We start from the raw sequence: 20423 nt of genomic DNA, 5'->3' as shown, positions 1-20423 counted from the left end.
TTAGACCTCATCTGTCGTTGGCATATGGGCGATGATCGAGTACCAATCTTTTATATTTAAGATTTGATCGATCACAAAACCTTTGGCTTCAATTTCACTGACGATCAAATCTTTTTTATCAGCGATGATCCCGGAAGTGATAAAGATCCCACCTGGCTTTAAGCACTCATAAGCTTGAGGGATCAAAGGTACGATGATCTCGGCTAAGATATTAGCCGTGATCAACCCAACTTTGGTCTTGATCCCAGCCAACAAGTCATTTGCTCCCACCGTGATCGCATCTTGCATGCCATTTAACGCCAAATTTTCTTCGGCCACCTTGACCGCTTCAGCATCAACATCATAAGCAGCGATCTGAGCGACACCAAAATACTTAGCTGCAATACTCAAGACACCCGAACCAGTGCCCACATCTATCATGGTCTCTCCACCACGCACAACAGTCTCTAATGCTTGTAATGCTAATTTAGTTGTTGGATGAGTTCCCGTTCCAAAAGCACGACCGGGATCAAGTTTGATAACTTTTTCATCAGTTGTTTCTGGCGTATAACTTTCCCAACTTGGCACGATCGTCAAATAGCGCGTTAAACGGACTGGATGATAGTATTTCTTCCAAACATCTGCCCAAGAATCATCATCCAGTTCGGCTAATTTGACAGTTCCCTTGCCTGGATCTAAGCCAAATTCGCGCAATTGTGCGATCTTTTGTTCTAATTCAGGGAGTAGCTCTACTAAGCCAGCCTGTGCTTGAAAATATGTAGCTAATTCAACTTGACTAAGATCTGAATCATCGATCTCAACGCCACCAGCCCCATTTTCCATCAAAAGATTGATCACAGCTTCACTCGCCTCATTTGTCGTCGTTACAGTTAATTTGATCCAATCCAAAATAAATTCATCCTTTGCTTAAAATTTAGGGTACGGCAAATTTTCCGCAGCCGTATTCTCAGTCGCATCCTGCACAAATCTTTCAAATTCACTCATCGACCAGGCCAATTCGAATAATTCCTTGTCGCTGTCATTTAAAAAGTCAAGCAGATCCGAACGTCCATTGTCTAACACGATCTGTAAATAACTAAAAAATGCTTTACCACGTGCTAATGTCCAACCTTTTTTACCAGCATAGCTCAAGCACGCTAAATACGCTTCTGGTTCGACTTGAGCTGCATTTTTCTCATCATAAAATAAAATACTGTCACTAAATGAAATGATCGCTTCATCCGAACTTACTCCTTCCGCGTCTGTGATGACTTGACTAGTAGAATTTTCGGCGTAAAAAGTCAATTCCATCTCAAATGTTTTGGCGCGTTTATTCCAAAAAAGTTCGATCTTACCATCAAAATCTAAGCTATCTATATTGCTTTCCAAAAAAGTCAAAAGATCTGTTTTTGCCATCCAATCAATCCTGTCTGTGTATAGTTATACTAATATAGTAACCTCTAGGCGGGATAGAAAACAAGTTTAATTCGATAATCTTTTGTTTTTAGCTGATTTAACGTATATTTTATCGTTTTTAGCAATATTTTATTAATTTTTTACACTCAAGTAAGTACAAAAGCTATAATTTCTGATAAACTAAGAGTGTGAATTACTAACTTTAGGAGATGATTTACTTGGCAAAATACAAAATGATTCTTGATCTCGATACTGGGATCGACGATGCATTAGCCATCGCTTATGCTTTAGCTTCAGAAGAATGCGATCTGATCGGGATCGTGGGTTCATATGGTAACATTCTAGTCGAAGATGGGGTCCAAAATAGTTTAGACTTGCTTGAACTGTTAGGACATCCAGATATTCCAGTTTTCACTGGGCTTCCACACGCTTCTACTAAGGATAGCTTTGAAGTTATGCCGATCAGTGCCCAGATCCACGGCAAAAACGGGATCGGTGAAGTCAAACTTAAAAAAGCTGACCGTAAACCAGAAGCAATGTCTGGAGTCGATTTCTTCATCGAAGCTGCTCACAAATACGGCAAAGATCTCGTGATCGTTCCAACTGGTCCTTTGACAAACTTAGCTGCCGCCTTAGAAAAAGATCCTGAGATCGCTAAACTTGTAGGTAAAGTTACCTTAATGGGTGGAGCTTTGACTGTTCCTGGTAACGTCAACCCGGTAACTGAAGCTAACATCGATCAAGATCCTGAAGCAGCTGATAAAGTCTTTCGCAGTGAATTCCCATTGACGATGATCGGCTTAGACGTTACGACCCGAACACTCTTGACTACAAAAGAAACTCAAAAGTGGCGTGACTTAAAGACTTTAGCTGGTGAAAAATATGCTGATCTGACAGATTACTATATCGATGCTTACAAAGTTACAAGTCCTCACTTAGGCGGCTGTGCTTTACACGATCCACTAGCTGTAGCAGCAGCGATCGATCCTTCGTTAGTAACAACACTTGATCTAAACATGAAAGTTGATACCGAGGGGCCTTATGCCGGACGCACGATCGGGGATGAGACTCGGATCAACGAACCCGCTTTATTGACTAAAGCAGCCGTCAACGTTGATAAAACCCGCTTTGTCGATTTATTCATGGAACGTTTGACGACGCTATTTAGCAAAAATTAGGAAGATGAGGCTTAAGCAATGAATATTCTTGGGATATCCCTTTATATCTTTTGGCTTTTGCTGGGCATCTTAAAATTTAGTTCTTTACCGCATAACCGCAGTTTTTCTTACCAACAAGCCTTCTTTGGTACTTTGTACTGGTACAAAAATTTTAGAAATTTACTGTTGCTCTGCGCTTTGATGGTCTTATTTATTTTTGCGCCACTAAAATTGATCTACTTTCTATTTTTTATTACCGCCTGCCTAATATTTCTTATGACAGCGCGCAATTTTTGGCTTCGGATCGGCAACGCTTGGACAAGTATCTTTCTTTGTTTAGCTTGTATCTTTATTGGGATCGGCACTGGACTATTTGTTTTCAGAACTTAAATATTTGCTCCCTTGGTCATGGCTAAGGGAGTTTTTTGCGTACAAAAAAAGACCTGCCTTTTTTGGCAGATCTTCTTTGGACAAAATTATTTAACTTCAATGATCTTGACTTGCATTTCACCGCCAGGAGTTTCAACACTCACGGTCTCGCCCACTTTATGTCCAACTAAGCTTTGGGCGATCGGTGATTCGTTTGAGATCTTACCAGCAAATGGATCAGCTTCAGCAGCACCCACGATCTGGTAAGTTTCTGGTTCATCGTCGTCTTCTTGGAAGACTACTGTTTTACCGATCGCAACTTCGTCAGCAGCGATCGAGCCATTATCAATGATCTCAGCATGGTTCAACATGTTTTCGACTTCTTTGATCCGACCTTCAAGCATTGATTGTTCATTCTTTGCTGCTTCGTATTCGGAGTTTTCAGATAGATCTCCAAAGGAACGAGCGATCTTGATCCGTTCGATGATCTCTGCTCGTTTAGTTGTCCGAAGTTCTTCTAATTCAACTTCAAGTTTTTCTTTACCTTCCAATGTCATTGGAAATGTTTTTTCTTCAGCCATTTTTACACCTCATTAATATCATTAACTGCGTGGTTCATTATACCACAACTAGTCTTCGTTTTTACGAATGATGTCACGAACTTTTGTGACCAAAAGATCGATCGCAACCTGATTTTCGCCACCTTCAGGCACAATAATGTCAGCATAACGCTTTGAAGGTTCAATAAATTGATGATACATTGGCTTGACCGTTTCAAGATATTGATCGATCACTGATTGCAAGGTCCGACCGCGTTCTTCGATATCACGTTGGATACGACGAATGATCCGAATATCGTCATCAGTATCCACGAAGATCTTAATATCCATCAAATCACGTAAACGTGCGTCGTTTAGCGTTAAAATACCTTCCACAATGATAACTTCTCGCGGTTCTTGAACTACGACTTCCTTGCTCCGTGTATGAGCAGCATAATCGTAAACCGGGATCTCGATCGTCTTCCAGTTGAGCAGATCTTCAAGTTGTTCGATCAAGAGATCTGTATCAAAGGCATTTGGATGGTCATAGTTGACTTTAGTACGTTCTTCAAATGGAACATCATCTTGACTCTTGTAATATGAATCTTCTTGGAGCATCATCAAGGAATGACCATGAAGTTGATCAAAGATCGCACGGGAAACAGAGGTCTTCCCACTACCTGATCCCCCAGTTACACCGATAATAATTGGACGTGGACGCTTCTTTGCTTCTGACATTAATAAATACCTACCTTAAATTAATTATTGATTATCTTTTTCGAGTTTCTTGGTCAATGCTTGATGTTCTTCATAAGTCTTGGAGAAGTAGACCTTACCTGTCTTCATATTTGCGATGAAATAAAGATAACCTTTATCCTTATCGACTGGGTCTAAGACAGCTTTTACCGATGCAATACTTGGGTTATTGAACGGCCCAGGTCCCATACCTTCATTTTGATATAGATTGTATGGAGAATCAACTTCAAGATCTTTATATGTCACATTTTGCTTGTGTTTACCCAAAGCATAAAGAACTGAGATATCTGATTGGATCTTCATATTCTTTTCTAAGCGATTTTCAAACACACCTGCGATCTTATAACGATCATCTGCAGTCACACCTTCGCGCTCAACTAGAGAAGCTAAGGTCAAGACTTGTTGAACTGTGTAGTGACGTTCGGAGATCTTACTGTAGTATGGTGACAACATTTCATTAGTCTTAGCTACCATTTGTTCGACCAATTGTTTTAATGTCGTATCATCTTGAACTGAATAAGTAGCTGGATATAAGTAGCCTTCTAAACGATAACGAACATCTTTGGCTTCAAGCGCTGATGTTAATAACTCTGGATACTTGTTTTTTAACTCGTTTAAGAAAGTTTCGTCGTTGACTAATGCCAAAAAGTCCTTCTTACTGAACTTAGTCGCATTTTGGATCTCAGTTCCGACCTCATCGATCGTTACCCCTTCTTTAACAAGAACTTTTCCTGAGTCAAGTGGTTCACTAGCGCCACCTTTTTGTAAAGCTTTTGAGATCTGTTCAAGTGTCATCGAGGGTTTTAGTTCATAGTACCCTGCCTTAAAATTCCCTAGTTTATTGGTCTTAACATAGTAATCAAAGACAAAGCCGCTCTTGATGACCTTTTTTTCCTCCAAAATAGCGCCGATCTGTTTGTTGTTACTTCCAACAGGGATCTTGACCTCGATACGTTGATTCGAGTTTTTGTCAAGTGGTTGCAAAGCCGTCTTAACGTAGTGGTAGCCAAATGCTCCGACTAATACGATCAAAACTACGATCACCAAGATAACCCCAGTGATGATTTTTTTAGCAACCGATTTCTTTGCTTTTTCTTTACCCAAAGTAATCACCCTTACTACACTAATGTGAACAAATATAAATATATATTTGTGAAAGAATTATAGTTTTTCCTTTCCTGCGTTTTAAGCCCCTAGCTAACTTGCTATGTATAAAGATCATACACTGGATCTATCGATTTTATGAGATCTTTAGCCCCACATTGTGATCTTTCTGACTATGATCTCTTTGACCCATGGCATTATTTCATCTAAGCCACTCCCGTGTAAACTCTATCTCTACCATTATATAAGCGTGGTTGCCTAATTGCAATATTGTATCATGGTTAATTTCTAAAAAAAGAAGCCCATATGAGCTCCTTTAATTTTATTTCTAACGAATGTCTGCTTCGAATTCTTCGACTAACTTAGCTTGCACTTTTTCAAAAGCTTTGGTAACTGCTTCATCTTGTAAAGTTGTATTTGGATCAGAGTAGACCAAAGTATAAGCCAATGATTTAAAGCCATCCATAATATGTTCACCTTGATATACATCAAACAGCTTGATATCTTTCAAGAAAGCACCACCATTTTTGCGGATGCAATCTTCGATCTGTTGATTTGTCACATCGGCCGAAACTGCCAAAGCGATATCACGTGTGATCGATGGATATTTTGAAACAGGTGTATAAAGTTTAGCTGCTTTTGGCAACTCGATAACTTTTTGTAGATCAAGTTCAAAAACATAAACCCGTTGTTTTAATTTATATTCCTTAGCTGTGTTAGGATGAACTTCACCGATAAAGCCTAAGTAAGTTTCTCCTGCATAGATCGCAGCCGTCCGACCAGGATGCATATCTGGCATGGCAACTGCTTGATAAGATTCGTTAGTTACACCTAATTCATGTAACAAGTTAGCTACGATCCCTTTGAGATAGAAGAAATCAACTTCTTGTTTTGTAGTATTCCAGTTAGCATCACTGACTAAGCCCGTTACTGCCCCAGCGATATGTTCAACTTCACGTGGGCGTGTTTGATCTTCATCTCTAAAGAAGACCCGTCCTTGTTCATATAACGCAACATCGTTAACTTTACGTGCTGCATTATAGGCTAGATCATCTAAAAGCCCTGAGATCAAGTTCATGCGAACCGTCGTGTGTTCACTGCTCATTGGAAAATCTAAATTAGTCGGCAAAGCTTCTTCTAAAGCAAAACGTTTGGCTTTTTCTTCAGTCGTCAACCCGTATGAAATAGCTTGATCTAAGCCAGTTGCTTCTAAAGTTTGGCGTGCTTGGCGGATCAATTTTTGAGCTGGAGTGTAGCTACCTGGTGTTGTTTGCCCTGCTGGCAGTGTTGTTGGCAAATTATCATAGCCATAGATCCGTGCTACTTCTTCAACTAGGTCAGCTTCGATCGCAATATCCCAACGTCTTGTTGGTACATAGACTGTCAGCTCATCAGCTGCGACTATCGTTTCAAAGCCTAAACGATCAAAAATAGCTTGGATCTGTTCCACCGTCAATTCTGTACCTAAAACTTTATTGATATGTGAAGCTGAGGTCTTGATCTTAGCTGGAGTAGTTTCTAGTTCGTTGACACTAGCTACCCCTTTGACCACTTGACCTTCACCTAATTCAGCGATCATTGCCGCAGCAGCATCTAACGCTTCACGCACAGCTGCTACGTCAACACCACGTTCAAAGCGCATTGAAGCTTCTGAGTGCAAGTTTTCCCGCCGTGAAGTCTTTCTGATCCGATGACCGTCAAAGACAGCTGCTTCCAAAGCAACTGTGGTCGTTTCGTCGCTGATCTCAGTCTCTAAGCCACCCATCGTACCCGCTAAAGCAACTGGTACATCATTAGCTGTGATCACAATGTCATTTGGTTGTAATTTACGTTCTTCACCATCAAGGGTAACTAGCATTTCGCCTTCTTTAGCTAAACGCACAACGACTTGCTTAGATCCTAACTTATCCAAGTCAAAAGCATGCAATGGTTGACCGTAATCAAGCAAGATATAGTTTGTCACGTCAACGATATTGTTCAACGGGCGAATGCCTGCATTCCAAAGACGTGTTTGCAACCACATTGGACTTTCTTTGACTTTGACATCTTTTATGACCCGCATCATATATGGTTTAGCTAATTCTTCAGGTGCGCTGACAGTAACGTGATCAGCGATCTCATCTGTAGCGGATTCGATCACATTTGGCACAGGCAAGGTCACTTCACGATCATAGATAGCTGCGATCTCATGGGCAGCACCGCGCATACTTAAAAGATCACCACGGTTTGGTGTGATATCAAGATCGATCACCGTTTCGTCCATCCCTAAGTAACCAAAAACAGGTTCACCTGGTTTAGCATCTTCGGGTAAAACATAGATCCCGTCAGCAAATTCTTTAGGAACTACACTTTCAGAAAAACCTAATTCTTGTAAAGCACAGATCATCCCTTCAGAAACTTCGCCCCGCATCTTACCGCGTTTGATCTTCACATTACCAGCAATCCGTGAATTTGGTAAAGCAACGATGACTTTTTGACCAGCCTTGATATTAGGTGCACCACACACGATCTGTGATGGTTCTTCTTCACCAATATCTACTTGGCAAATGTGTAAGTGGTCAGAATTTGGGTGATCTTTAACATCCAAAGTATAACCTACAACGATCTTCTTTAGTCCATCTTCAAGTTTACCTGTGCTAGCAACTTCGACCGCCGTTCTTTCGATTTTTTCAGCCAATGCTAACGGTTCAAGGTCAGCGACAGGCACATATTCATTTAACCATTTTGTTGAAACTTTCATGAATCAGTTATCCTTTCTGTGCGAATTGTTGTAAGAATCGAACATCATTTAGATAAAATTCGCGAATATCATCGACACCGTATTTGAGCATAGCAAAGCGATCAGGTCCAAGACCAAAGGCAAAACCGCCATAAACTTCTGGATCGACACCAGCCATCTTCAAAACGTTAGGATGGACCATACCAGCACCTAAAACTTCGATCCAACCTGTTTGCTTGCAAACTGAACAGCCCTTACCACCACATTTGAAACAGGAAACATCAACTTCAACAGAGGGTTCCGTAAATGGGAAGTAACTTGGACGCAAACGGATCTCGCGTTGTTGGCCAAAGACCGTCTTAGCGATCAACTCTAACGTACCCTTTAGATCACCCATCGTAATATTTTTATCGATGACTAGACCTTCAACTTGGTGGAACTGATGCGAGTGTGTCGCATCGTCTGTATCACGGCGGTAAACTTTACCTGGCGAGATCATCTTCAATGGTCCCTTGCTAAAGTCATGAACTTCCATCGTCCGAGCTTGCACAGGTGATGTTTGCGTCCGCATCAATAATTGTTTAGTAATGTAAAATGTATCTTGCATATCACGGGCAGGGTGATCTTGTGGCAAGTTCAACATTTCAAAGTTGTAATGATCTTCTTCGATCTCAGGTCCATCGACAACTTGAAAGCCCATCCCTAAGAAGAGTTTTTCGATCTCATCGATAACTTGGACTAAAACATGGGGTGTCCCCGTCTTAACTGGAGTCGCTGGTAAAGTAACATCGATCGTTTCACTTTCTAAGCGTTTAGCCAACTTTAATTCCTCTAATTCAGCGTGCTTTTCAGCGATTGCTTGGGTCAATTCATCTCTGATCGTGTTAGCGAAGCTTCCGACCTTAGGACGTTCTTCAGCGCTTAGATCACGCATTCCCCGCAAAACTTCAGTAATTAAGCCCTTTTTACCCAATAATTCTACTCGAACGTCATTGATATGTTTAGTATCTTCAGCACGCCTAATTTCTTCTAAGCCATTTTGTTTGATCTCTTCAAGTTTTTCTCTTAGATTCACACTAATCTTTCCTTTCATCCGGCTGTTCCAACGTAAAAAAGCCCCATCCCTAAAAAAGGGACGAGGCTTCGCGGTACCACCCTTGTTCTGTTAAGCAAATAACAGCACTCTTTCATGATAAAACGGTCATGAACCGATCTGTTATTCATCCTAAGGAATCCCAACAGCAACTCAGGAAGTGAAATTCGGCCTTAGATCAAGCAAGCCTTCTCAGCTCCCGGCTCTTTTCTGTCTTGATCGATCAGCTTACTAATTTCCGTCTACGTCTTTAAATATTCTACAATTCAGTTTAAGCTCGCATGCATAAATAGTCAAGTAGTTATTTGCAATCTTCTTCAGAATACCACTTTTCTGACCAAATATGTATCTCTTGCATGATCGTTTTTAAAGCGGCGCCCCGGTTGGTCAATTGATAGACCGCACGTGAACTATTGCTAGTCATCACACGTTCTACCAACCCTTCCTTCTCCAACTCTTTTAGACGTTCCACTAAAACGCGATCACTGCATTTCTCAACTTTTTGTGCTATTTCTTTAAAACGCTGTGGCCCTTCGTTCAATAAAACTTCGATGATCAAACCATTCCATTTTTTCCCTAAAATCCCAAAAGTCTTTTGGAACTTCGGACAGACTTTGAATACTGATTGTGTACTCAAGGCACATACCCCTTTCTAAATTACACAAATAGACCCGCACTATCGAGTGATACGGGCCTATTATCTGTGCTTTCAATAGTGCTTAACACTATTTTACACTATTCACTTACTTTCGCAAAGCCTAGAGCTTGTTTTAATGAACCAATTATTTTCAAAGAAAGATGTTTACTGTATTCTTCAGTCGCCGAATATTTATCAACTAATGACACAATGTAGCCTTCTGGATACTTTGGAGGGCAAGTCGTTGCACCCCACATGTGTTTGATGATGATATCTTTTTCGCGTGGAGTTAGTACGGTCAACTTTTCAGCATTACGTACAGCGATCCGCGGATGGATCCACGCATGCGTGCCACGGTCGAATTTAGTCACACGCCAATCATAGTAAAATAAATCATGCAACAAGCCAGCACGAGCTGTAGCTTTTGCATCCAAGTGGAATTTTTTAGCAAGTAAATAGCTTTCATAGGAAACAGCAATACAATGTTCTAAGCGCGTTGAAAAATGGTGTTGCGTATAATTAGCCAACCGTTGGACTTCTGGCTTTTCTAGCAATTCACCTACATAGCTCATATATTCTTCATCATTACGCCATACGTCTTTTTTCATAGATGCTGCCTAACTCCTTTAACCAATATTTTACTAACCAACCCTACTTCTCACCCTTTATCTTACTATTTTATTTTGTAAAAGCAATCCTTAAGCTGTCGTTTTAAGTAATTTAAAGATAAATTTAAAAATTCAGGATCTATTTGTCCAGTAAACGAACATATGTGCTACAATACATAAAAAGAACATGCATTCGCAAAAGAGGTATTAGCTATGGATAAACAAGAATTCGAGACTTATTTAAATGAGCACTGCTCGGCTTTAACTAAATTTCAAGAACGAGCTTTAGACTACCAAGCCAATAAAAATCAAAATCGCGCTAGATCGGCTCGCTGGAATGATGCCAAAGTCCAACGAGCCGCCGATGCAATGTACGATACTTTTCTTACTGGGATCTACACCAAATTACGCAGTGCGATTGAAGACAAATATGATTGCCAAGCTTGGCTCGATTATATCGAAAAATACGGACTCTTAGAACAGTTGGAAGAAAGTGTCCTTGAGATCGAATTTGAGTAAAAAGATAGCAGATGCCTCAAACATCTGCTATCTTTTTACTCAAAAGTACTGAGGAGATCGTTCCATGACCACACCAGAAAGCCAAGCAAAAATCGAGCAATTTACAGAACTGATGCAGCTTCAAAGGGAGACTGGCATAGAATTTTGTGGACGTGAATATTTCTTCGAACCTATTTTCAGCGACGACCCATTTAAAGCTATCGGTTGGAGGTTTTCTACACTTTGTTTTAGGAAATAATCACTATATCTAACTATTGTTGTGAATGCACATCAATAGTTACTTAAAGTCAATTGAAATTTTTTCCATTGAACTAACACTTACTATAGTCTTTCCTCTAAAGCACCGTATTTCTTGATACCATGTTCTCTTTGATCTTAGTACGCATCATAATCTTATCTTCTTCTCTACACCCTTGAAATACTAATTCATCGACATCATTGAAATAATAGCACCCATCAGGATTATTCATTCTCTCCTGTTCATCAAGCATTATATAATGTTCCATTCCGACTTTATGCCTAAATTCAGCAAGTTGTTCACCTGCTCCATATAAAAGTGGACCAGTAGCACCCCATATTTCTTTCAACACGTAATAATCTATCTTATATTGATACTCTAAGTAATTATGCCTTCCCATCCTATCTTGCCCCTGTTCATTACATTCAATTCTACAGCATATTTATTTTCTTTCACTATATCATATCCTGATAGAACAGCAACTATAACCTTGAATAATTTTAAACTACTCCAGATACTCTGCATGCGCTACGTTATCTTCGTAGCAACAAATATAATCTCCCTTATCACGTCCCTTTTCGGGGACAATCGTTAAATACGCACCATTGTCATCATTATCATAACTAGTAGTATAATCTACAATTTTCCCAATAATAACTCTACCATTTTTTAAAATAACTTTGCCCCTAGCAACTCTTTCAAAATTACTCAAAATCATCCGAATCACCCTTCCATGGAACTAAATGAACACCTGTACTGCTTAGTGTATTTTTACACCAGTAAGCCTTCGTCCTTTGTTATCTATAGCAACAACTCACCTACATATACCCTTTCACGAGGGTCATACTCGGAGTTTTCATTTTTTTCAAACTCTCCTTTTCCTTTAAACTCATTATACAATAATTCGATATCAATGTTGCTGTTAAAAAGCGTTCTACTTTTTCCGTCTTGTGGCGTATGTGGTATATCCTTGTTTTGATGTCTTTTTTGAGCATGCTTATTGATTTCATCTTTCCAAATGCCTTTTGCAAAATTTTCTTGAATATTAGGTGGCTCAAGCTGCGGTTTGTAGCCTGCTTGTTTATCCCTGACTAGTAATATGCCAATTTCTCGGATGGTTAAGTACACTATTTTCTGGTGAAATAACGTCCATGAACTCCATTCCTTTGACGTAACCATACTCGGACAGCATTTTCATCGTTTCGTATAATTGGCGATTCGAAACATCTAACATGCTAGCGTTCAGACTGTCGATGTTAATATCTAAATCGTTCTTATAACAATTCATTTAGGTATTTCAAGATTTTACACGTTACTCGAGCATAGGAATTTGATTTCACGTCTATCACTCCAACATATTAAAAAAGCACTCAATCACGAGTGCATAAGATTTAAGATAATTGTACAATATTCAAGCGGCGATACGCTACCATAATCAATTCTTTAACATTATAGCCGTCAACTTCAAAGTCATCCAGTTCTGGCGCTTTTAAAAACGCTTCAGGATCAGCAACTTGAACAGAACAAATTTCACCACCAGAAAATTCTGTCCACTCTGCAAAAAGAACAGACTGAATCCCCTTAGGCAGTTCTATTCCCCCGCGGTATGTGGGGCCAATCCTGTTAGGGAAGTCAATGTCAATTTCAGGAATAGTTTCATCTAATTCGTATTCAGTCAAACTGAACTTAAAGTTCTCAAAGTCCATTAATACAACTTTCCTCCATTTTTATAATTTTCTATACTTTAAACTCGCTTGCAAGAGTAGTTATTGGTTATACAGTTTCCTCTATTCCAATCTAACGTAAACATTCCCGATGGAACAGTCACCCTCGAATAAATTTAGACTACTCTAGATATTCTGCATGTGACACTTCATCTTCATAGCAACAAATATAGCCACCTTTTAACGGACCAGCTTCGGGGACAATTGTCAAGTATGCACCATCATCATTGTTATCATAACTAGTAGTATAATCTACAATTTTTCCGATAAATACTTTACCATTTTTTAAAACGACTTTTCCCCTAGCAGTCCTTTCAAAATTACTTAAAATCATTTGAATCGAATCACCTTTCCATGGAACTAAATGAACACCTATACTGCTATAGTATATTTTAGCTGTTGTCACTCGTTATCTATAGTAACAACTCTACCTACATAATATCCTCTTGCGAAGTCCGTGTTCAAGAATTGTATTTTATTCAAATTTTCCTTCGTAGGAATTTGATTTCACATTTATCACTCCAGTATATTAAAAAAGCACTTAACCATGAGTACTTAAAAATTAAGTCAATTGTTCAATGTTTAATCGACGATACGCCACCATGATCAAATTCTTGACGTTGTAGTTATTGACTTCAATATTATCTAAAAATGGATCATTTAAAAAATCAGCTGGGTCTACAATCTCGATATAACTAATTTTCACCGATTGCCGGTATTGTTTCATCCATAAAGTATGAAGTTAATTTAAAACTAATATTTTCAAAATTCATCAATATAGACGCTTCCCTTCTTTTTGTTTATTTAAGTATCTTGGATCTGGTTCGTATGCTGTAACTATATTACCATTTCTTGTAACTACAATAAAAGAATCTTCACCCCAAGAAGAGACCTACGTGGCACAGCGCCCCTTTCTGAAAAATCCCCTAACCCGTTACTACAATGAGTTTTAAAAAAACTATAAAAGAACGTACATTCAAGAAAAGGGAGAAAAATTATCGTCAGTGTCACAGAAACGCTAGAATATAAAAATATAGCCATTTCAAATCAATACAAATCGGATCAAACTAAAACCGCTGCCGGAATGCGCAACCTAGTATCATCGCATATTTTTAGGCATACGCATATTTCCAAACTCGCAGAGCTAGGTGTGCCACTATATGTGATCTAGAATCGTGTTGGTCATGAATCAAGCAAAATAACACAGACGATTTATCTTCATGTCACAGAACAGGCTAAGAAACAATTGAATTCAAAATTGGACGAGCTTTAAAAAAGTTTTCTCCCATTTGTCCCCCCAAAGGGTATTTTTTTAGATCAAATTAGCCTCATCTAATTTTTTGCAAATAAAAAAACCCTTGAAAACTCAAGGGTTTCGACGTTTTTATTAACGGCGGCGTTCTGGGATACGAGCAGCCTTACCTTGTAATGCACGTAAGTAGTACAACTTAGCACGGCGTACACGACCGTAACGTACAACTTCGATCTTGTCAACACGTGGTGTGTGCAATGGGAATGTACGTTCAACACCTACACCATTACTGATTTTACGAACTGTGTAAGTTTCTGAGATACCTTCGCCACGACGTTTGATAACAACGCCTTCGAAGATTTGGATACGTTCACGCTTACCTTCAACGATACGAGCGTGAACACGCACTGTATCACCAGCGCGGAATTCTGGAATATCATTACGTAATTGAGATTCCGTAATCTTTTGGATCAATGGGTTTACTGACATTATATATGTTCTCCTTTTCCTCGACATTCATGTCCAGATACAGCGGAATATCGTTAATCGTCGGCAAATAGCCAATAAATATCTTAACATACTCAAAATTGAATGTAAACATCAATTTTAAAAATTTGGTTTAGCTAATGGTGGTGCTGGCACTGGATGAGTCCCGATAAACTTTTCCATCCAAACCATATCATACCAAGTATCAAATTTGTAGCCACAGCTATGGAAACGGCCGACCAGCCGATACCCTAAATGCTCATGAAAATGCATGCTGGCATAATCAACATGCTCTTGCTCCTCAGTCGCAGGAACACTGATACATGCGTTGATATTTTGGATCCCTTGTCGTTTAAGAGCTTTTTCTAACGCCTGATAGAGCTTTTTGCCAATGCCACCACCTCGACTAGCATGGTCCAAGTAGACTGTGACTTCAACGGCCCATTTGTACGCTTCTCGGTGATTGAAAGAAGCTGCATAAGCAAATCCAACTACGATATCATCTTTTACCGCTACTAAATAAGGATACATCGCCGTAGTCTTTTCGATCCGTTCAGTAAATTCGGTTAAAGTTGGAACTTTATATTCAAACGTGATTGCTGTCTTTTCAACATAATAAGCATAGATCTGGCGCAAAGCCTCAGCATCAGCTTTTTGGACCGGTCTGATCACGACTTCACTCATCGTCATTTACCTCAAGTGTTTTAAACTCCCGTAGCCATTTTTCCTCTTGAGCAGAAAGCTCGTAATTTTCTAGAAGGTCAGGCCGGCGCTCATAAGTCCGGCGTAAAGCTTCCTTATTGCGCCATTCAGCGATCTTTTGGTGGTTACCACTTGTTAGTACTTCAGGCACTTTCATTCCTCTAAAATCGGCTGGACGGGTGTATTGTGGATATTCAAGTAAGCCCATCGAAAATGAATCACCTAAAGCCGACTCACGGTTACCCAAAACATCAGGCAATAAACGTACCGTCGCATCGATCACGACCATCGCACCTAATTCACCACCAGTCAAGACAAAATCCCCTAATGAGATCTCATCTGTCACGCGTTCTCTGATCCGTTCATCATAGCCTTCATAATGGCCACAAATAAAGGTCAAATGTTTTTCTTGCGATAATTCTTCGGCAACTTTTTGATCAAATTTACGTCCAGCTGGATCTAATAAGATGACTTTGCCTAAGCCATCATTTTTAGCAGCGATCGCATCTAAAGCATCATAGATTGGTTGAGCTTGTAACAACATGCCAGCGCCACCTCCATAAGGTGTATCATCAACATGACGTTGCTTATTAGTCGTATAGTCACGAAAATCGGTCACTTCGACATCAAGGAGTTGCTTTTCGATCGCTTTGCCCACGATCGATTGCGTCAATGGTCCCTTGAACATTTCGGGAAATAAACTTAAAATATCTATCTTCATCTAGTCATCCAATCCCTCTAAGAGTTCAACATGTACTTTACCAGCAGCTAGATCGACATCTTTGATCACCTCATCGATCACTGGCAGTAAGAGATCATTTTTTTGTTTACGTTTGACGACCCAGACATCATTAGCACCAGGCGATAAGATCTCCTTGATCTCCCCAAGTGAGTTGCCATTTTCATCTACAACATCTAAACCGATGATCTGATGATAGTAATATGAACCATCTTCAAGTTCTTCTTGTTGATCAGCCGAAACCTTTAGATCATCACCCTTGAATTTTTCAACTAAATTGATGTTATCGTAGCCTTCAAACGCTAACATGATAAATTGCTTATGGCGGCGACTCTTTTGGATCGTCAATTCCGTTCCCGTGCTTGCATTTTGCTTAAAAGCATATAATTTATTACCTGGCTTAAAACGCTCTTCTGGAAAATCAGTCGTTGCGATCACCTTGACTTCCCCACAGATCCCGTGAGTATTAACGATTTTTCCAACTTGATAAAATTCCATTTAAAACCCTCCTCGTATTTGCTATTAAAAAAACCTCTGAAGAAACTAGGTTTCAGACAGAGGTTTGATTAATCATCTACAATATTTAAACGAACACGCAAAGGTCCGTCAATACGAATGCTATAAACGATAGTCCGGATCGCTTGAGCTACCCGACCATGTTTTCCAATCACACGCCCGACATCTTCAGGCGCTACAGATAAGTTAAAATTCAGAAAATGTGCATCCTGGGCAGTTGTAATCGCAATCGCCTCAGGTTCAGACACCAATGGTTTGACAATCGATAAGATCAATTGTTTCACATCTGCTTCTGTCATTTACCTAACCTTATTTCTTGGAGTACTTAGCTTCGTGGAATTTCTTCATAACGCCTTCTTTTGAAAGGATGTTACGAACTGTATCTGATGGTTGAGCACCGTTATTCAACCAGCCCATGATAGCTTCTTCTTTAAGTGTAACTTGTTCTGGTTGTGTCAATGGGTTGTATGTACCCACTGTTTCGATGAAACGGCCATCACGTGGAGAACGTGAATCTGCTACAACGATACGATAGAATGGGCGCTTCTTAGAACCCATACGCTTTAAACGAATTTTTACTGACATGCATTACACCTCCTAATATCTTATCAACGATAAATAATATACCAGTAATTTGGTCTGCTGTAAAGGGAAAATTCTTGACAGTTATAAAAAATTTTTCTAATTTAATGAAAAACCTTGATTTACCGCCTATTTGCGCCGCTTACGCAAACGTTGTAATTTACGTTTTTTATTTTTACGTACCATGCGATTCATGGACATCTTAGCTAATTTACCACTGATACCATCACCTAAGAGACCTTCCATCCCACTGAAATTCCCCTTAGACATCTTTTGCATCATATCACGCATTTGTTTAAATTGCTTGATCATTCGGTTCACTTCTTGGATCGGACGTCCTGAACCAGCTGCGATCCGGCGTCTGCGACTTGGATTCAAAAGATCTGGATCTTCCCGTTCTTGTGGTGTCATTGAGTAAACGACCGCCTTGGTATGCTCCATATCTTTAGGATCGACCTTAATATTTTTTAGGGCTGGATTATTGGCCATCCCTGGGATCATCTTCATGATATCTTCGATCGGTCCCATATTTTGAACTTGTTCTAATTGATCTAAAAAGTCATTGAAATCAAAGCTGTTTTCCCGCATTTTATCGGCGAGTTCTTCGGCTTTTTTCTCATCAAAGTCCTTTTGAGCTTTTTCGATCAATGTGAGCATATCACCCATCCCTAAGATACGTGATGCCATTCGATCAGGGTAAAAGACGTCTAAGGCCGTCATTTTTTCACCTTGCCCGATAAATTTGATCGGTTTACCTGTCACCGCACGGATCGAAAGCGCAGCCCCACCACGAGTATCGCCATCTAATTTCGTTAAGACGACCCCCGTTACATCCAATTGATCGTTAAAACCTTGGGCGACTTCCACGGCATTTTGCCCGGTCATCGCATCAACTGTCAGCAAGATCTCATTTGGTTGGGCCAATTCTTTGATATTGACTAACTCATCCATCAATCGTTCATCGATCTGTAAACGACCAGCCGTATCGATGATCACATAGTCATTTTTCTTTTCCTTGGCTAGTTCCATCCCTTGCTTAACGATCTGAACGGGATCGACATCGGTTCCCATTTCAAAGACTGGGACATCTAATTCACGCCCAATCGTCTTCAATTGGTCGACCGCAGCTGGGCGATAAACGTCAGCCGCGATCATCAATGGACGTGCATTTTGTTCGTCTTTTAGGCGCTTAGCCAATTTCCCTGCTGTTGTTGTTTTACCGGCACCTTGTAGCCCGACCATCATAATGACTGTCGGGATCTTAGGTGACTTATTCAATGGTGTGGCTTCTTCCCCCATCACCTTGACTAATTCTTCATTAACGATCTTGACGATCTGTTGTGCTGGCGTCAAGCTTTCTAGCACCTCAGCACCTACAGCTCGAGTACGCACGGTCTTCACAAAGTCTTTGACTACTTTAAAGTTAACGTCAGATTCCAACAAGGCTAAACGGATCTCGCGCATTACCTCTTTGACGTCGGATTCGCTGACCTTACCCTTACGCCGTAATTTTCCGATCGCATTTTGGAGACGTTCTGTTAATCCTTCAAATGCCATTTAGTGCACCAACTTTCATTTTTCTTCTAAAATTTCTAATTTTTCGACCAATGCTAATAATTTCTCATCGGTCGGATATTTTTCAGTCACATAAGCTAAAAGTTCATCCGTTTTTTCGCTTTGTTGTAAAAAATCACGATACAGATGCAGTTTCTGCTCATATTCTTCTAAAATTTTTTCGGTCCGCTTGATGTTATCATAGACTGCTTGCCGTGAAACTTCATAGTTTTCGGCGATCTCACCTAACGAAAAATCGTCCCGGTAATATAAAGCAATGTAATTCATCTGCTTTTTAGTCAGCAAAGGCTCATAGAATTCAAACAAAGCATTTATCCGATTGGTTTTTTCAATTGCCATTTTCTTACCTTAATCTTTCTTAGGTGTAACTAGGCCTTTGAATAAGCCATAGACAAATTCTTCAGGTGAAAAGTCGCGGAGATCGTCCATTTTTTCGCCTAGACCAACTAATTTCACTGGTAAATGAAGTTCATTTCTGATCGCTAACACGATCCCCCCACGTGCAGTCCCATCTAACTTAGTCAAGACGATCCCGGTAACGTCGGTAACTTCTTTAAATTGTTTAGCTTGCGTCAAGGCATTTTGACCTGTTGTAGCATCTAAAGCCAATAATACTTCTTGCGGTGCTTCGGGCAATTCACGCGTAATGACACGCTTGATCTTATCCAACTCGTTCATCAAGTTGACTTTATTTTGCAAACGTCCAGCTGTATCGACCAATAAGATATCATAGTTTTCTTTTTTAGCCTTGATCACAGCATCGTAAACAACAGCTGCTGGATCGCTTTTTTCTGGCTTAGTAACTACATCGACTCCAACACGTCGGCCCCATTCAGCTAGCTGCTCGATCGCACCTGCTCGGAAAGTATCACCCGCGGCTAACAACACTTTTTTACCAGCTTGTTGGTAACGGTGAGCTAATTTACCGATCGTTGTCGTTTTACCTACACCATTGACCCCAACAAATAAGAACACGGTCGGTTCATCTGGGTCCTTAGCAAAATGTAAACTATTGTCTTCATCAACGCCTTCACTTTCATAGATGTCGACTAAACGCTCGATGATCGCATCAGAGACATCGGAGCGACTTTTAGCATTACGCAATTTTACTTCATCTTGCAATTCATCACTGATCTTCATCGCCGTCTCAAAGCCAACGTCAGCTTCGATCAAAGTTTCTTCGAGTTCTTCAAAGAAATCCTCATCTACTCGTCTAAAATTAGCCAATAAAGCATTTAATTTAGCACCAAATCCCTTACGCGACTTAGCCAAACCTTTGTCATAACGCACGGTTTCAGAAGGTGTCGTCTCTGTTTCAGGTTCCTTAGGTGCCACTTTAGTTTCTTCTAACTCAGCACTTTGTTGTTCTAATAGCTCTTCTTCGACTTCTTCTTCATTTTCTGATGTTACTTCAATTTCTTTTGTGACTTCTACTTCTTCTGGTGTTTCGACCACTTCTTCAGTCACTTCAGTTTCCTTATCGACTGGTTCAGTCGCTTTTGCTTCATCAGTTTTTGCTTCTGTTACTTCAGACTGATCTTCTTCTGGTGTAACAGTTGTCGTTTCATCAGTCGCAGTTTCCTCAGGTTCTGAGCTTTCTTCTTCTGAGGTCGAAACAATTTCGTCTTCTTTTTTTGGCTCTTCTTCAGGTTCACCCGAAAAGGCTCGTCTTAATCGATCAAAAAGGCCCATGCCCATCCCTCATTTCTTATT

Annotated in this window: 28 protein-coding genes and 1 pseudogene; 4 read left to right on the top strand and 25 right to left on the bottom strand. The window is 40.0% G+C overall.

Annotated features, from left to right (window positions below):
- Entirely contained in the window at positions 1–888 is an 888-nt protein-coding gene (gene prmA, locus GSR62_RS04340; RefSeq protein WP_035447911.1) for a 50S ribosomal protein L11 methyltransferase, read from the bottom strand.
- An 18-nt stretch (positions 889–906) separates the two neighbouring features.
- Entirely contained in the window at positions 907–1395 is a 489-nt protein-coding gene (locus GSR62_RS04335) for a DUF3013 family protein (RefSeq protein WP_066023863.1), read from the bottom strand.
- A gap of 218 nt (positions 1396–1613) precedes the next feature.
- Here GSR62_RS04335 and GSR62_RS04330 point away from each other — a divergent pair, with 218 nt between their 5' ends.
- Positions 1614–2573: a nucleoside hydrolase gene (locus GSR62_RS04330; protein ID WP_066023862.1), complete on the top strand. Its 960-nt coding sequence runs from the start codon at positions 1614–1616 to the stop codon at positions 2571–2573.
- A gap of 455 nt (positions 2574–3028) precedes the next feature.
- On the opposite strand, the gene greA is transcribed toward GSR62_RS04330, so the two are convergent.
- From greA to GSR62_RS04290, 7 genes are all read right to left on the bottom strand, one after another.
- A complete protein-coding gene (gene greA / locus GSR62_RS04320; RefSeq protein WP_004047561.1) occupies positions 3029–3502 on the bottom strand; it encodes a transcription elongation factor GreA in 474 nt (157 codons plus the stop codon).
- A gap of 48 nt (positions 3503–3550) precedes the next feature.
- Complete coding sequence (udk, locus tag GSR62_RS04315; protein WP_035447901.1) at positions 3551–4198, bottom strand: uridine kinase; 648 nt, start codon at positions 4196–4198, stop codon at positions 3551–3553.
- A 24-nt stretch (positions 4199–4222) separates the two neighbouring features.
- Positions 4223–5320, bottom strand: coding sequence for an endolytic transglycosylase MltG (gene mltG / locus GSR62_RS04310; protein WP_035447899.1), 1098 nt, complete (start codon positions 5318–5320; stop codon positions 4223–4225).
- Between the two features lie 328 nt (positions 5321–5648).
- The gene (pheT, locus tag GSR62_RS04305) at positions 5649–8060 is read right to left on the bottom strand and encodes a phenylalanine--tRNA ligase subunit beta (protein ID WP_066023861.1); all 2412 of its coding nucleotides are present in this window, start codon (positions 8058–8060) and stop codon (positions 5649–5651) included.
- Positions 8061–8067: 7 nt separating this feature from the next.
- Complete coding sequence (gene pheS / locus GSR62_RS04300; protein WP_066023860.1) at positions 8068–9114, bottom strand: phenylalanine--tRNA ligase subunit alpha; 1047 nt, start codon at positions 9112–9114, stop codon at positions 8068–8070.
- Between the two features lie 319 nt (positions 9115–9433).
- On the bottom strand, positions 9434–9769 hold the full coding sequence (locus tag GSR62_RS04295) for a winged helix-turn-helix transcriptional regulator (protein ID WP_066023859.1): 336 nt from the start codon (positions 9767–9769) through the stop codon (positions 9434–9436).
- A 98-nt stretch (positions 9770–9867) separates the two neighbouring features.
- A complete protein-coding gene (locus tag GSR62_RS04290; RefSeq protein WP_035447892.1) occupies positions 9868–10377 on the bottom strand; it encodes an HD domain-containing protein in 510 nt (169 codons plus the stop codon).
- A 213-nt stretch (positions 10378–10590) separates the two neighbouring features.
- Here GSR62_RS04290 and GSR62_RS04285 point away from each other — a divergent pair, with 213 nt between their 5' ends.
- Positions 10591–10896 carry a hypothetical protein gene (locus tag GSR62_RS04285; RefSeq protein WP_066023858.1) on the top strand — a complete coding sequence of 102 codons (306 nt, stop codon included), beginning with the start codon at positions 10591–10593 and terminating at the stop codon, positions 10894–10896.
- Positions 10897–10960: 64 nt separating this feature from the next.
- Complete coding sequence (locus GSR62_RS04280; protein ID WP_010688916.1) at positions 10961–11134, top strand: hypothetical protein; 174 nt, start codon at positions 10961–10963, stop codon at positions 11132–11134.
- A 97-nt stretch (positions 11135–11231) separates the two neighbouring features.
- On the opposite strand, the gene GSR62_RS04275 is transcribed toward GSR62_RS04280, so the two are convergent.
- The 7 genes from GSR62_RS04275 to GSR62_RS04245 form a co-directional block, all read right to left on the bottom strand.
- The gene (locus GSR62_RS04275; protein WP_010688915.1) at positions 11232–11534 is read right to left on the bottom strand and encodes a hypothetical protein; all 303 of its coding nucleotides are present in this window, start codon (positions 11532–11534) and stop codon (positions 11232–11234) included.
- Between the two features lie 105 nt (positions 11535–11639).
- Positions 11640–11852, bottom strand: a complete 213-nt coding sequence (locus GSR62_RS04270) for a hypothetical protein (RefSeq protein ID WP_033193016.1) — start codon at positions 11850–11852, stop codon at positions 11640–11642.
- A gap of 83 nt (positions 11853–11935) precedes the next feature.
- The gene (locus tag GSR62_RS04265) at positions 11936–12313 is read right to left on the bottom strand and encodes a polymorphic toxin type 50 domain-containing protein (RefSeq protein WP_066023857.1); all 378 of its coding nucleotides are present in this window, start codon (positions 12311–12313) and stop codon (positions 11936–11938) included.
- Positions 12216–12422: a YjcQ family protein gene (locus GSR62_RS09510; RefSeq protein WP_225362227.1), complete on the bottom strand. Its 207-nt coding sequence runs from the start codon at positions 12420–12422 to the stop codon at positions 12216–12218. Before GSR62_RS09510 ends, GSR62_RS04265 begins: the two co-directional genes overlap by 98 nt.
- Before the next feature lie 103 nt (positions 12423–12525).
- Positions 12526–12840, bottom strand: a complete 315-nt coding sequence (locus GSR62_RS04255) for a hypothetical protein (protein ID WP_066023856.1) — start codon at positions 12838–12840, stop codon at positions 12526–12528.
- A 139-nt stretch (positions 12841–12979) separates the two neighbouring features.
- Entirely contained in the window at positions 12980–13264 is a 285-nt protein-coding gene (locus GSR62_RS04250; protein WP_225361389.1) for a hypothetical protein, read from the bottom strand.
- 156 nt (positions 13265–13420) lie between these two features.
- Positions 13421–13564, bottom strand: coding sequence for a hypothetical protein (locus GSR62_RS04245; RefSeq protein WP_225362226.1), 144 nt, complete (start codon positions 13562–13564; stop codon positions 13421–13423).
- Positions 13565–13858: 294 nt separating this feature from the next.
- Between GSR62_RS04245 and GSR62_RS09505 the strand changes: the two are divergent.
- A pseudogene (locus GSR62_RS09505) lies at positions 13859–14131 on the top strand (tyrosine-type recombinase/integrase); the annotation flags it as partial.
- A 114-nt stretch (positions 14132–14245) separates the two neighbouring features.
- On the opposite strand, the gene rplS reads toward GSR62_RS09505, so the two are convergent.
- From rplS to ftsY, 9 genes are all read right to left on the bottom strand, one after another.
- A complete protein-coding gene (gene rplS / locus GSR62_RS04240; protein ID WP_004047428.1) occupies positions 14246–14599 on the bottom strand; it encodes a 50S ribosomal protein L19 in 354 nt (117 codons plus the stop codon).
- A 117-nt stretch (positions 14600–14716) separates the two neighbouring features.
- On the bottom strand, positions 14717–15280 hold the full coding sequence (locus tag GSR62_RS04235; RefSeq protein WP_035447886.1) for a GNAT family N-acetyltransferase: 564 nt from the start codon (positions 15278–15280) through the stop codon (positions 14717–14719).
- Entirely contained in the window at positions 15273–16019 is a 747-nt protein-coding gene (gene trmD / locus GSR62_RS04230) for a tRNA (guanosine(37)-N1)-methyltransferase TrmD (RefSeq protein ID WP_010688901.1), read from the bottom strand. Before trmD ends, GSR62_RS04235 begins: the two co-directional genes overlap by 8 nt.
- On the bottom strand, positions 16020–16535 hold the full coding sequence (rimM, locus tag GSR62_RS04225; protein WP_010688900.1) for a ribosome maturation factor RimM: 516 nt from the start codon (positions 16533–16535) through the stop codon (positions 16020–16022). It lies immediately after the preceding gene.
- A gap of 68 nt (positions 16536–16603) precedes the next feature.
- The gene (locus GSR62_RS04220; protein WP_004047420.1) at positions 16604–16852 is read right to left on the bottom strand and encodes a KH domain-containing protein; all 249 of its coding nucleotides are present in this window, start codon (positions 16850–16852) and stop codon (positions 16604–16606) included.
- Positions 16853–16862: 10 nt separating this feature from the next.
- The gene (rpsP, locus tag GSR62_RS04215; protein WP_004047418.1) at positions 16863–17138 is read right to left on the bottom strand and encodes a 30S ribosomal protein S16; all 276 of its coding nucleotides are present in this window, start codon (positions 17136–17138) and stop codon (positions 16863–16865) included.
- A gap of 126 nt (positions 17139–17264) precedes the next feature.
- Positions 17265–18692: a signal recognition particle protein gene (ffh, locus tag GSR62_RS04210; protein WP_035447884.1), complete on the bottom strand. Its 1428-nt coding sequence runs from the start codon at positions 18690–18692 to the stop codon at positions 17265–17267.
- Positions 18693–18707: 15 nt separating this feature from the next.
- A complete protein-coding gene (locus GSR62_RS04205; protein WP_010688897.1) occupies positions 18708–19049 on the bottom strand; it encodes a putative DNA-binding protein in 342 nt (113 codons plus the stop codon).
- 9 nt (positions 19050–19058) lie between these two features.
- Positions 19059–20402, bottom strand: a complete 1344-nt coding sequence (gene ftsY, locus GSR62_RS04200; protein WP_035447882.1) for a signal recognition particle-docking protein FtsY — start codon at positions 20400–20402, stop codon at positions 19059–19061.
- Positions 20403–20423: the final 21 nt, after the last annotated feature.

Source organism: Ligilactobacillus animalis (assembly GCF_009933595.1).
Taxonomy (GTDB): Bacteria; Bacillota; Bacilli; order Lactobacillales; family Lactobacillaceae; genus Ligilactobacillus; species Ligilactobacillus animalis.
Note: the sequence above shows the minus strand (reverse complement) of the source record. Positions and strands in the feature narration are given on the sequence as shown.

Coding starts and splice junctions, on each gene's coding strand:
- GSR62_RS04335 (WP_066023863.1), bottom strand. CDS start 1,395: ATGGCAAAAACAGATCTTTTGACTTTTTTGGAAAGCAATATAGATAGC.
- greA (WP_004047561.1), bottom strand. CDS start 3,502: ATGGCTGAAGAAAAAACATTTCCAATGACATTGGAAGGTAAAGAAAAA.
- udk (WP_035447901.1), bottom strand. CDS start 4,198: ATGTCAGAAGCAAAGAAGCGTCCACGTCCAATTATTATCGGTGTAACT.
- pheT (WP_066023861.1), bottom strand. CDS start 8,060: ATGAAAGTTTCAACAAAATGGTTAAATGAATATGTGCCTGTCGCTGAC.
- GSR62_RS04290 (WP_035447892.1), bottom strand. CDS start 10,377: ATGAAAAAAGACGTATGGCGTAATGATGAAGAATATATGAGCTATGTA.
- GSR62_RS04285 (WP_066023858.1), top strand. CDS start 10,591: ATGGATAAACAAGAATTCGAGACTTATTTAAATGAGCACTGCTCGGCT.
- GSR62_RS04280 (WP_010688916.1), top strand. CDS start 10,961: ATGACCACACCAGAAAGCCAAGCAAAAATCGAGCAATTTACAGAACTG.
- GSR62_RS04275 (WP_010688915.1), bottom strand. CDS start 11,534: ATGGGAAGGCATAATTACTTAGAGTATCAATATAAGATAGATTATTAC.
- GSR62_RS04270 (WP_033193016.1), bottom strand. CDS start 11,852: ATGATTTTGAGTAATTTTGAAAGAGTTGCTAGGGGCAAAGTTATTTTA.
- GSR62_RS04265 (WP_066023857.1), bottom strand. CDS start 12,313: ATGGTTACGTCAAAGGAATGGAGTTCATGGACGTTATTTCACCAGAAA.
- GSR62_RS09510 (WP_225362227.1), bottom strand. CDS start 12,422: ATGAATTGTTATAAGAACGATTTAGATATTAACATCGACAGTCTGAAC.
- GSR62_RS04255 (WP_066023856.1), bottom strand. CDS start 12,840: ATGGACTTTGAGAACTTTAAGTTCAGTTTGACTGAATACGAATTAGAT.
- rplS (WP_004047428.1), bottom strand. CDS start 14,599: ATGTCAGTAAACCCATTGATCCAAAAGATTACGGAATCTCAATTACGT.
- GSR62_RS04235 (WP_035447886.1), bottom strand. CDS start 15,280: ATGAGTGAAGTCGTGATCAGACCGGTCCAAAAAGCTGATGCTGAGGCT.
- trmD (WP_010688901.1), bottom strand. CDS start 16,019: ATGAAGATAGATATTTTAAGTTTATTTCCCGAAATGTTCAAGGGACCA.
- rimM (WP_010688900.1), bottom strand. CDS start 16,535: ATGGAATTTTATCAAGTTGGAAAAATCGTTAATACTCACGGGATCTGT.
- GSR62_RS04220 (WP_004047420.1), bottom strand. CDS start 16,852: ATGACAGAAGCAGATGTGAAACAATTGATCTTATCGATTGTCAAACCA.
- rpsP (WP_004047418.1), bottom strand. CDS start 17,138: ATGTCAGTAAAAATTCGTTTAAAGCGTATGGGTTCTAAGAAGCGCCCA.
- ffh (WP_035447884.1), bottom strand. CDS start 18,692: ATGGCATTTGAAGGATTAACAGAACGTCTCCAAAATGCGATCGGAAAA.
- GSR62_RS04205 (WP_010688897.1), bottom strand. CDS start 19,049: ATGGCAATTGAAAAAACCAATCGGATAAATGCTTTGTTTGAATTCTAT.
- ftsY (WP_035447882.1), bottom strand. CDS start 20,402: ATGGGCCTTTTTGATCGATTAAGACGAGCCTTTTCGGGTGAACCTGAA.